Origin of the sequence: Shewanella sp. SG41-4 (genome assembly GCF_014164505.1) — a bacterium.
Lineage (GTDB): Bacteria > Pseudomonadota > Gammaproteobacteria > Enterobacterales > Shewanellaceae > Shewanella.
The window spans coordinates 1-11,576 of record NZ_JACJFI010000127.1; the positions used below are offsets into that span (position 1 = coordinate 1).

Below are 11,576 nucleotides of genomic sequence, written 5' to 3' on the forward strand. Positions count from 1 at the left end.
AGCTTAAGTGGTCGTTTACTCTTGGGCCAAATGACCCAAGATCAGCAATTAACTAGCATAGGTTATGGTTATTCATTACCGACAGACTCTATAGATGCAAAAGTTGATATCACCGGCATGACACTTAAAGCGGTCACCAAACTCAACCGAGCATGGCGTCTCACTGGCAGTTATGATTATAACGACAGAGAAAACAACACCCAAATCGAACAATGGACTCAAATTAGCATTAACGATGTTACCGGCCAAGTGCGGTATAACAATCCATACGATCTCACTACTCATAACGCTAAATTATCAACTGACTATCGCATCAACCATGGTTTAAAACTCGATGCGGGTTATGATTTCAAACGAGATGAACGCAGTAATCAAGGTAGAGAAACCACTGACGATAATAACGTTTGGGCACGTTTACGCGTCACTAGTTTTGACATGTGGGATATGTGGCTTAAGGGCAGTTTGAGCAAGAGAGATGGTTCAGAATACAAAGCATCAGAATCGTCATCAGCTGAGCAAAATCCGTTACTACGTCGATACTATTTGGCTGACCGTGACCGCACTCAAATAGAGGCACGCTTTAATCATAGCCCTATTGAAAACTTGAACGTCGATTTTGGGGTTCGCTATGCACTTGATGACTATACAGAAACACAAATAGGCTTAACTGAATCAAAAGATACAAACTACGATATTAATCTGAGCTACATGATTAATGACGATGTGAATGTTAATACATTTTATAATCATCAAATCATAAAATCAGCTCAATCTGGCAGTGCCAATTTAAATATTGCTACCTGGCAAGCCGATATTGAAGACACTGTCGATGTTGTTGGCGCAGGCTTAAGTTACAACAATTTAATGGACAGTCGTTTGCGCTTAGGCTTAGATTATACCTACTCAGACTCAGACAGTACGACCCAAGTAAGACAGGGTATTAGTGGTGATTACGGAGACTATTTTGCCAAAGTACTTAACATCAATGTGTATGCACAATATCAAGCCACCGAAAAAATGGCCTTTCGTATAGACTACAAAATGGAAAAATACCTCGATAATGATGACGCCAATGATATCGCGCCTGATACCATTTGGAATGTCATGAGTTTAGGTAATTTACAGCATGATTACACCGCACACATGATCATGCTCAACGTAAGCTATAGTCTGTAAGTGAAATAACCGTTATATAACGGAGTCGTTCACATCAAAGATAACGCCAACCTTATATAGGTTGGCGTTTTTATATCATTTGATGTAACAATATTTGAACACAAAAACGACCACTAACAACCTATTGTATAAAAAACTTGCAATCAGACTATATTTAACATTATATTAACAAGGTGAATTGTTTGTGATTGAAGTTTGGGCAAATGGATGTTGCCCCCCATTTTATACTGTTCATCTTTACTCCAATATTACTTGTTCTAGACTCTCCCTTGTTTTTTAAATCTCCAATGCATTTAAGCAACAACCTCCTCCCAATACTTAGCCAACATCAGGTATCATTCAATACCAATATTTATTGTCCAGAGAAATTCATGTTTCAAATTGATACGCTAATTGCCGCCAAAATTGTTGACCGAACCATGAAAATTATTGGTCATAATATCAATGTTATGAATGCTCAAGCAGTGATATTAGGTTCAGGCGATATCGATCGGATTGGCACTGTGCATGAGGGGGCACTATTAGCTATCAGCCAAAATCGCAACGTTGAAATAAGCCAAGCTATTGCTTCAAACTTACATGGCGTTAAACCGGGGCTTAATTTACCGTTGCATTATCATGGCAAAATTGTTGGCGTTATCGGTATCACTGGCGAGCCAGACACATTAAGTCACTACGGTGAACTGCTTAAAATGACGGCCGAGATGATTGTCGAGCAAGCTAATTTGCAAGAGCAATTACAGTGGCAAAATCGTCAGAAAGAGGAATTTATTTCGCAACTCATTCATGCCAATGAACAAGACTTACCTTCTTTACAACAATGGGCATTGCAATTGGGTATCGATTTAAGCGTGCCGCGAGTGGCCGCCATTATTGAACTCGATAGTAATGACCCATTATATCAACAAGACAATCAAGCATTAAAACAAGTCCTGTATTTATTACAAAATCCTGTACGCGATAACTTAATTGCGATGACATCACTCACTCAATTAGTGATTTTAAAACCGGCTTTTTTAGATGGTAAGCAATTTGACCCAGAGCTTGAAAATCAACGCATCAACAAACTGCTCAAACGCTTACCCGCCAATATGCAACTAAGCCTGCATATCTCATTGGGGCATTATTTCAGTGGTGAATTAGGCATTAGTTACTCCTATCGAACTGCTAAAGAAACGTTAGATATCGGCAAGAAATTACATCCTGCAAAAACCAAATATTTATACCAAGACTACAGCTTACAAGTGCTGTTATCAGGGTTACGTCACCACTGGCGAGGTAATGCACTTGCGGCGCCGTACCTGAAACTCATTGAAGTCGACAATAATCAACAATTGCAAAAAACACTTGCCGCGTATCTAGAACACATGGGAGACATTCAAGCCTGTGCTAACAGTCTGTTTATCCATAGAAACACACTGCGTTATCGATTAGACAAAATTCAAACGATTACCAACATTGACTTGCACAGTTTTAATGGATTACTGAGTTTGTATTTAGGCCAGTTAATTCATCAACCCAACACCTAGAAATTGTGCACTTGCACAAAAATAGCATTCAATCTCTCATTTATTGATGCAAGCGCACAGAGTAATTTATGGGTAATGGTTTACTATAATGAATACTAAACCACCCCTACAATAATAAATAACGAGTACTCTATGGGACTAATATTGATCTTACTCGGCGTAATAGCCTTTATCGTCATCGCCACCTCTAAATTTAAACTCCACCCTTTTTTAACCCTCATTTTAGCGTCATTTCTCACCGCATTTGCCTATGGTTTACCCAGCAATGAAATTGCCAAAACCATTACTGGCGGTTTCGGTGGTATTTTAGGTTACATCGGCTTAGTCATTGTGCTCGGTACGATTATTGGCACCATTCTCGAAAAAAGTGGTGCAGCCATTACCATGGCAGATGTGGTCATAAAACTGTTTGGCCAACGATTCCCAACGTTAACTATGTCAATGATTGGTTACTTAGTGTCGATCCCTGTTTTTTGCGATTCAGGTTTTGTGATTTTAAATTCATTAAAACAGTCAATGGCAAACCGGATGAAAGTGTCTCAAGTTGCCATGAGCGTCGCCCTAGCAACGGGGTTATACGCAACTCATACCTTTGTGCCGCCAACCCCAGGTCCTATTGCTGCGGCGGGTAATCTTGGCCTTGAGTCACAGCTTGGGCTTGTGATTGCTGTTGGTGTGTTTGTTGCTGCCATTGCCGCATTTGCCGGTATGTTGTGGGCCAATCGTTTTGCCAATGAGCAACCAGACGGCGAAGGCGCCGAAGAACTGAATCTGCAGCAAGAAGATTTTGATGATCTAAAGAAAACCTATGGCGAATTACCTAGCCCTACCAAAGCATTTGCGCCTATTTTTGTACCTATCATTTTAATCTGCTTAGGCTCGGTGGCTAACTTCCCTTCAAAACCACTTGGTGAACAAGGCTTATTCGATTTATTAGTGTTCTTAGGCCAACCTGTTAACGCTTTAATGATTGGCCTATTTCTGTCGTTATTGCTGTTAAAAAGCAATCAAAAAATCAAAGAATTTAGCGACCGTATCAGCCAAGGTTTAGTGGTATCGGCACCGATTTTATTGATCACTGGTGCTGGCGGCGCATTTGGTGCGGTATTAAAAGCCACTGAGATTGGTGCGTTTCTTGGGAGCAGTTTATCCGCTTTAGGTGTGGGTATTTTTATGCCGTTTATCGTGGCGGCGGCACTCAAATCTGCACAAGGTTCATCTACCGTTGCATTAGTGGCTACCTCAGCGTTAGTGGCACCATTATTAGGCGATATCGGTTTAGCCTCAGAAATGGGCCGCGTATTAACCGTAATGGCGATTGGCGCAGGTGCTATGACCGTCTCACACGCAAACGATAGCTTCTTCTGGGTGGTGACTCAATTTAGCCGCATGAGCGTTAAACAAGCGTATCGAGCCCAAACAATGGCCACCTTAATCCAGGGAGTCACGGCGATGATTACCGTTTATCTACTGAGTTTATTTTTACTGTAAATTATTAATCAGAGTCTTATATGAAAATCGTTATTGCACCAGATTCATTTAAAGAAAGCCTAAGCGCACTGGAAGTGGCTAATGCCATCGAAGATGGATTTAGACAAGTATTCCCAGACGCCCAGTATTGTAAAGTGCCAATGGCCGACGGCGGAGAAGGCACTGTACAAGCTATGGTCGATGCCACCCAAGGACAGATTATTAATCTCACTGTCACTGGGCCTTTAGGCTTACCCGTTAATGCATTTTATGGCGTACTAGGCCAACTTGATGAGGATGGAAACCAAACGGCAATCATCGAGATGGCTGCGGCATCAGGTTTACATCTGGTGCCATCTACTCATCGTAATCCATTATTAACCACCAGTTTTGGAACGGGTGAGTTAATTGCAGATGCTTTGAACCGAGGAATAAGACACATCATTTTAGGCCTCGGTGGCAGTGCTACTAACGATGCAGGCGCAGGCATGATGCAAGCCTTAGGCGTAAAATTAAGTGATATAGCCAACACTCCATTACCTTTTGGCGGTGCAGCCCTCGCCGCATTACATTACATCGATATGCAATCATGCCATCCGGCCATCAAGGAGTGCGTGATTGAAGTGGCTTGCGATGTCGATAACCCGTTATGTGGGCCTCGAGGCGCCAGTGCTATTTTTGGCCCACAAAAAGGTGCGACTACTGAGATGGTTGAGCTACTTGATCTCGCTTTAGGGCATTTTGCTCATATCATTAACCAACACCTTAACCAGCCAATTGATGGACACTGTCAATTGCATCCTGGTGCTGGTGCTGCTGGCGGTATGGGGTTTGGCGTAATGACAATGTTAAATGCAACCTTAAAACCTGGTGTCGATATTGTCACTAAAAGCGTTAAGCTGGCACAACATTGTCTCAATGCTGATCTGGTTATTACCGGTGAAGGTCGAATAGACGGTCAAACCGTGTTTGGTAAAACCCCTATGGGAGTATTGAATGTTGCCAAACAACTTAATATTCCGGTTATCGGTATTTCAGGGTGTCTTGGTGCAAATGCAGATGCCATTTTAACAGAAGGCATGCATGCTATTTTTCCTATCATTCCTGCGTTGCAGCCCTTAGAGCAAGTATTGTCTGAAGCTCAGATTAATCTAACCAATACTGCGCGAAATATTGCAGCAATAATGTCACTTTCATTTACAAGCAAGTAATCTAATCAAGCACAAATGTCTTACCGCATTTGTGCTTGATTATTCATATCAACATCATTCGTATTCTAAATTAACGCAGCTAATCCGCAGTAATAACACGATAAATACTTGAAGCGAAACCAGCCATACAGTAAAGTTAGCACCCTCATTTCATCCTGAAGGTGCAGCGTTAATCGCAAAGCACACGTCAATGCTAACAGGATGGAGTTTTCATCATTACGGCAAGCAAAATGACCTCGAAAATCACCCGTCAAGCAAACGCTTCAGAAGACAGTTTACTGCGAATTTTTACCGCCCCTGAAGATTCAACCTCGACGTTAAGCATTATTGAGCAAAAGCTGTCTCAAGACCTCGCGGGTTTTTTAGGCAACAGCATTGCCGCACTAGAAAAACCACTGTCAGAAATAGAAACCGACTTTAGTGCCTATCAGATCCCGACAGATCCCAAGTTCGTTTCTGATTATGCCGACGAAATCATGCAAAACCTAGTCGCTCATTCAGTCCATACTTCAGCACCCAGCTTTATTGGACACATGACTTCGGCCTTGCCTTATTTTGTGTTGCCACTGTCAAAAATGATGGTGGGTCTAAATCAAAATTTAGTCAAAATTGAAACATCGAAAGCCTTTACCCCATTAGAGCGCCAAGTGTTAGGCATGATGCATCATTTGGTGTATCAACAATCTGATGATTTCTATCACCAATGGATGCACAGTGCTAACCATTCACTTGGGGCATTTTGCTCAGGCGGCACCGTTGCTAATATCACCGCACTGTGGATTGCCCGAAATCGGCTGCTACAACCTTGCGGCGAGTTTAAAGGCGTCACCCGCGAAGGAATGACGAAAGCATTGCGCTTTTATGGTTATGATGACCTTGCTATTTTAGTGTCAGATCGCGGTCATTACTCTTTGGGCAAAACTGCCGACTTATTGGGTATTGGCCGAGATAACATCATTAGCATCCCAACAGATGAGCATCATAAAGTCGATGTTGCAGCCATGCGTGATGCAGCAGAAAAGCTGGCACAACAAAATATTAAAGTCATGGCCATTGTCGGTATCGCCGGTACAACTGAAACAGGCAATGTGGATCCCTTAACTGAACTAGCAGCGTTAGCCAGCGAGTTAAATTGCCATTTTCATGTCGATGCGGCATGGGGCGGCGCAAGTTTATTGTCCAAAAAATATAGCCATTTACTAAAAGGCATTGAGTTAGCTGACTCCGTCACTATCGATGCCCATAAGCAAATGTATGTTCCAATGGGCGCCGGTATGGTGCTATTTAAAGACCCAGAACTGGCGCAAGCCATAGTGCATCATGCTGAATATATTCTCCGGGTAGGTTCAAAAGACCTAGGCAGTCAAACGCTGGAAGGTTCGCGACCTGGAATGGCAATGCTCGTGCATGCTTGTCTTCAAATTATTGGCCGTGATGGCTATGAAATCCTCATTAATAACAGCCTAGAAAAAGCCCGTTACTTTGCCTCAATCATCGACCAACACCCTGATTTTGAGTTAGTCACTGAGCCTGAGTTATGTTTGCTGACCTATCGTTATGTACCAAAATCGGTGCAAGCCATACTTACTAAAGCTCTAGCCAACCAAGATAGCGTTTTAGTTGCATCAATCAATGAACTACTTGATGGACTGACGCAATTTATTCAAAAGCATCAACGCGAACAAGGCAAATCGTTTGTGTCACGCACTCGCATTAAGCCAGCAAAATACTTACGCCAACAAACGACTGTATTTCGCGTGGTACTCGCCAACCCGTTAACCAGTCATCAAATATTGCATGATGTACTCACAGAGCAAGTCGACATTGCCGCATTAGACAGTGAGTATTTACCCCAGTTGTTGGCGTTGTAGAGCACAGACTCATCAATAACTTCGATGTTTATAGCTTGTTAGCTACCTTCTCGTCATCCCGGCAGTGTTTTTAAGCCGGGAGCCAGGTGTTTTCTTTGTACTTTTGTACTCATGGCCTACGGCCATATCCACAAAAATGCCACGTCTGATGTTCAACAACAGCGTGAGGGATTTCATTTTTATTCTTTACCATTAAATTTCAGATGTAAAAAAGCCCCAACTAATGTTGAGGCTTTTTTACACCATACTTACGTATGTAAATAATGGTACCCGAGGCCGGACTTGAACCGGCACGCTTATTCAGCGAGGGATTTTAAATCCCTTGTGTCTACCGATTCCACCACTCGGGCAAAGTGTTGTTTTAACCGTTACTTAAAGTAACCATTAAACGCAATTTTGTGGAGGCGCGACCCGGAGTCGAACCGAGATAGACGGATTTGCAATCCGTAGCATAGCCATTCTGCCATCGCGCCATCTTTAACCAAATTCAAATCCATCGGATAAGATAAGAAATTGGAGCGACATATCGGGTTCGAACCGATGACCTATACCTTGGCAAGGTATCGCTCTACCAACTGAGCTAATGTCGCGTATTCAATCATTTTAATGCTTTATTATATCAAAAAGAAAGGTTTCATACTTCAACCTATCCAACTGAGCTAATGTCGCGTGTAAATCGTGTTAGTTAACATAAAACCCTAAGGCTTGTTGTTGACTCATCACTTGTCTACGGGGAGGCATTCTACCGAATTAACCTCGTGTGTCAATTATTGATTTACGCAATTTTGACTGTTTGCGCACTAAATAATCTTATTGAACTATTATTACGCTATTCTGCCGTTAAATCTTTCCAAGCTGCTGAAATGTAACTCATCATCGACCAGAACGTCAGCGCTGTAGCAATATAAAACAAGCCGTAAGCAACATCTGTTAACCAAGGTGTGGGTTTCCAAATCAATCCAATAATTGCGATCATTTGCGTGGCCGTTTTATATTTACCAATCCAAGACACGGCAACTACGCCACGTTTGCCTATTTCTGCCATCCATTCACGCAAGGCTGAAATAACAATTTCGCGACCAATCATAAATAACGCCGCTAAGGTTAAGTACACATTGTCATTTTGTTGAACCAACAGCACTAATGCTGTCGACACCATGACTTTATCTGCAACTGGATCTAAAAAAGCGCCAAATCGGGTTAGTTGACCAAGTTTACGCGCAGCATAACCGTCTAACCAATCGGTCAAGGCGGCCAACCAAAAAATAAATGCCGAAACAAATGGTGCCCATGGATATGGTAAATAGAATACCGCTATAAATACGGGTAACAAAGCAATACGGAATAATGTCAGTGCAATAGGTAAGTTAAACGGCATAAAAAGACCAATTTGTCAGAAGCAGCGCCAATCTTGCCTTAATTTTAGCCCCCTCGCAATGCATCATGAATTGTTTGTGCCATTTCTAAGCTAATTCCGGGTACTTTTGTCAATTCAGCCACGCTAGCGCCCTTCACTTCTTGAATTCCGCCTAAATGTTGCAACAAAGCTTTACGTCTTTTAGGGCCCACACCAGCGATAGATTCTAAGGTAGATGTATTACGCGTTTTCTGGCGTTTGTTACGATGTCCGGTAATCGCAAAGCGATGTGACTCATCGCGAATGTGCAACATTAAATGAAATGCAGGCGAGTCACTGGCAATATCGAACGTTTGCTCACTGCCACCAACAATAAAGGTTTCGAGCCCTGCTTTTCGGCCCTCGCCTTTGGTCACGCAAATAAGCAATGGCGGATTATCAATATTGACACACTTTTCATCGACAATTGTTTGCGCCACTCTTAACTGGCCAATACCACCATCAATGAAGACTAAATCGGGTACTTTACCGTTGTTATCGATTTTATCAAATCGCCGGCTTATTGCTTGTTCCATCGCGGCATAATCATCACCACCAGTAATACCGGTAATATTGTAACGGCGGTAATCGGCTTTATGTGGTCCTTCTCGATTGAACACCACACACGATGCCACAGTACTTTCACCCATGGTGTGGCTAATATCAAAACATTCCATCCGCTTAATTGGTTCATTAAGCTCAAGAGCTTCTTCAAGTAATTGAAAGCGTTGTTCTACAGTATTCTTGTGCGACAATCTGGTAGCGACTGCATTAGTGGCATTGGTTATAGCAAGTCGTAAAAAGTTAGCTCTGTCGCCTCTTACTTGCGTTTTTAATTCAAACTTTTTATCTAATGCGTGTTCTATCGACGCTTCTAATTCTTTTATGCCGTCAAAGTGATGGCTGAGAATGACTTCTTTTGGAATAGTGCGCTGAATATCGGCATTAAGGTAAAATTGGCCCAAAAATGATGACAGCACCTCTTCAATTTCAGTTTCAGCTGGAACGGACGGATAATAGCTACGACTACCGAAAATTTTACCATCGCGAATAAACAATAAATGAAAACAGGCAATACCAGAGGCGTAATCGACGCCAATGACATCCATATCACCTTTATGATTTGACACTTCCTGCTGCTCTGCTACGCGCCTTAATGCGGTAATTTGGTCACGATACTGTGCCGCACGCTCGTATTCCATATCAATTGCAGCAGTCTCCATTTTGGCCACCAGCTGCGATATGACTTGTTTGTCTTTTCCGCGTAAAAATAAACCGGCTAATTTGACCTGTTCACTGTATTCCTCATCACTAACAATCCCTACACACGGCGCACTGCAACGATCTAATTGATACTGTAAACAAGGCCGAGATCTGGATTTATAATATAAGTCATCGCATTGACGGATTGGAAACAGCTTTTGCATTAAATGCAAACTCTCACGAACCGCACCACCATTTGGATACGGACCAAAATAATGGCCTTTTTCACGTTTTGGACCACGATGATAAGCAAGTCGAGGGTGCTTATGGCCGCTCAATAGAATATACGGATAAGATTTATCATCACGCAGTAGCACGTTATATTTGGGCATGTACTGCTTGATGTAGTCATTTTCAAGCAATAGCGCGTCAGTTTCGCTGTGAGTAACGGTCACATCAATATTATCGATATGCGAAACCAGCGCCTGAGTTTTAACATTAGGAATGTTGACTCTAAAATACGAGCTTAAGCGTTTTTTGAGATCTTTGGCTTTACCAACATAAATAACCTGTTGGTGTTTATCGTACATTCGATAAACACCAGGTGCTGAGGTGACATTTTTTAAAAAAGATTTGGCGTTAAAACCACTTGGCATGATTGAAGCTACTTAATGCGTTGCGAGGAATACATTATTCCTGACTAGAATGAACCTGTATCGAGCATTTTGTAACGGATAGCTAAACGGGTCAACTCAACGTCACCGCCGATCCCTAGTTTGGCAAATAGTCGATAACGATAACTATTGACTGTTTTAGGGCTTAAATTTAATTTTTCAGAAATATCATTAACCTTTTCACCATTGGTAATCATCATCATGATTTGCAATTCACGTTCAGACAAACTACTAAATGGATTCTCGTCAGAGTGGTTAAATTGACTGAGCGCCATTTGCTGCGCAATTTCTGGCGACAAATAACGTTGACCACGAGCCACTTGAGTAATTGCACGTAATACTTCTGGTGATGTAGAGCCTTTAGTTAAGTAACCAGAAGCACCTGCTTGCATTACTTTAGTCGGAAAAGGGTCTTCAGTTTGCACGGTTAACACAATAATTTTAGCGTCTGGCTGATAGCGCAAAATCTTACGGGTGGCTTCTAACCCACCCATACCAGGCATATTCATGTCCATTAAAATGACATCAGCTTCGTTCTGTCGCGACCACTGTACAGCTGTTTCTCCATCGGGCGCTTCACCGATGACTTTAATACCGCGTTCATCTTCCAATATGCGACGAATACCCGTTCTAACGAGTTCATGGTCGTCAACCAAATATACAGATATCAAGTAAACCCACCTATTATTATGCGTAATTCATTTTTGAATTTTAGGGCCGTTTTTTATATATGAAAATTTGTATGTAAAATCTTATCGAAAAAATACTGGTTACATTGCATATTTTACACATCTCACTTATCTGTTTGAATTTAGCATCTTTACATTTACTGACACAAGCAAAGTCAGTTATTAACGTGAAGATGGATATAAAACAGCCAGTTTTGTTGCCTTATTATTGCAATTTAACCTTTTTAAATCATTCACCCTGCAAGGTGATAATAATGGTACGAGCCGATGCATAATCGCGATGTTCACATAAATATAAACCTTGCCAAATACCCAAGTTCAAATGCCCATTGGTAATCGGTATAGACTGACTAGAAC

At 41.9% G+C, this 11,576-nt stretch carries 9 protein-coding genes and 3 tRNA genes; 5 read left to right on the plus strand and 7 right to left on the minus strand.

The annotated features are described in order from the left end of the window. The 5 genes from H5202_RS12560 to panP all read left to right on the plus strand — a co-directional run. Nucleotides 1–1,176, plus strand: a 1,176-nt coding sequence (locus tag H5202_RS12560; RefSeq protein ID WP_182772374.1) for an MtrB/PioB family decaheme-associated outer membrane protein, incomplete at its 5' end; no start/stop codon positions are given. Between the two features lie 371 nt (nucleotides 1,177–1,547). Then, the gene (locus tag H5202_RS12565; RefSeq protein ID WP_182772375.1) at nucleotides 1,548–2,705 is read left to right on the plus strand and encodes a sugar diacid recognition domain-containing protein; all 1,158 of its coding nucleotides are present in this window, start codon (nucleotides 1,548–1,550) and stop codon (nucleotides 2,703–2,705) included. 132 nt (nucleotides 2,706–2,837) lie between these two features. Then, a complete protein-coding gene (locus H5202_RS12570) occupies nucleotides 2,838–4,196 on the plus strand; it encodes a GntP family permease (RefSeq protein WP_182772376.1) in 1,359 nt (452 codons plus the stop codon). Nucleotides 4,197–4,216: 20 nt separating this feature from the next. After that, the gene (locus H5202_RS12575; RefSeq protein ID WP_182772377.1) at nucleotides 4,217–5,386 is read left to right on the plus strand and encodes a glycerate kinase; all 1,170 of its coding nucleotides are present in this window, start codon (nucleotides 4,217–4,219) and stop codon (nucleotides 5,384–5,386) included. Between the two features lie 230 nt (nucleotides 5,387–5,616). After that, on the plus strand, nucleotides 5,617–7,257 hold the full coding sequence (gene panP, locus H5202_RS12580; protein ID WP_182772378.1) for a pyridoxal-dependent aspartate 1-decarboxylase PanP: 1,641 nt from the start codon (nucleotides 5,617–5,619) through the stop codon (nucleotides 7,255–7,257). Nucleotides 7,258–7,521: 264 nt separating this feature from the next. Here the strand turns inward: panP and H5202_RS12585 are convergent. From H5202_RS12585 to H5202_RS12615, 7 genes are all read right to left on the minus strand, one after another. After that, a tRNA-Leu gene (locus H5202_RS12585) sits at nucleotides 7,522–7,607 on the minus strand. 49 nt (nucleotides 7,608–7,656) lie between these two features. Continuing rightward, a tRNA-Cys gene (locus H5202_RS12590) sits at nucleotides 7,657–7,730 on the minus strand. 41 nt (nucleotides 7,731–7,771) lie between these two features. Continuing rightward, nucleotides 7,772–7,847: transfer RNA gene (locus tag H5202_RS12595), tRNA-Gly, on the minus strand. Between the two features lie 239 nt (nucleotides 7,848–8,086). Next, the gene (pgsA, locus tag H5202_RS12600; protein ID WP_182772379.1) at nucleotides 8,087–8,635 is read right to left on the minus strand and encodes a CDP-diacylglycerol--glycerol-3-phosphate 3-phosphatidyltransferase; all 549 of its coding nucleotides are present in this window, start codon (nucleotides 8,633–8,635) and stop codon (nucleotides 8,087–8,089) included. A gap of 44 nt (nucleotides 8,636–8,679) precedes the next feature. After that, entirely contained in the window at nucleotides 8,680–10,512 is a 1,833-nt protein-coding gene (gene uvrC, locus H5202_RS12605) for an excinuclease ABC subunit UvrC (protein ID WP_182772380.1), read from the minus strand. 44 nt (nucleotides 10,513–10,556) lie between these two features. Then, nucleotides 10,557–11,201, minus strand: coding sequence for a UvrY/SirA/GacA family response regulator transcription factor (uvrY, locus tag H5202_RS12610; RefSeq protein WP_011638098.1), 645 nt, complete (start codon nucleotides 11,199–11,201; stop codon nucleotides 10,557–10,559). Between the two features lie 247 nt (nucleotides 11,202–11,448). Continuing rightward, nucleotides 11,449–11,562: a YjbQ family protein gene (locus tag H5202_RS12615; RefSeq protein WP_443019406.1), complete on the minus strand. Its 114-nt coding sequence runs from the start codon at nucleotides 11,560–11,562 to the stop codon at nucleotides 11,449–11,451. Nucleotides 11,563–11,576: the final 14 nt, after the last annotated feature.

Excerpts from the sequence above, each read along its gene's own strand:
- uvrC (WP_182772380.1), bottom strand. The coding sequence starts at position 10,512 with ATGCCAAGTGGTTTTAACGCCAAATCTTTTTTAAAAAATGTCACCTCA.
- H5202_RS12570 (WP_182772376.1), top strand. The coding sequence starts at position 2,838 with ATGGGACTAATATTGATCTTACTCGGCGTAATAGCCTTTATCGTCATC.
- H5202_RS12565 (WP_182772375.1), top strand. The coding sequence starts at position 1,548 with ATGTTTCAAATTGATACGCTAATTGCCGCCAAAATTGTTGACCGAACC.
- pgsA (WP_182772379.1), bottom strand. The coding sequence starts at position 8,635 with ATGCCGTTTAACTTACCTATTGCACTGACATTATTCCGTATTGCTTTG.
- H5202_RS12575 (WP_182772377.1), top strand. The coding sequence starts at position 4,217 with ATGAAAATCGTTATTGCACCAGATTCATTTAAAGAAAGCCTAAGCGCA.
- panP (WP_182772378.1), top strand. The coding sequence starts at position 5,617 with ATGACCTCGAAAATCACCCGTCAAGCAAACGCTTCAGAAGACAGTTTA.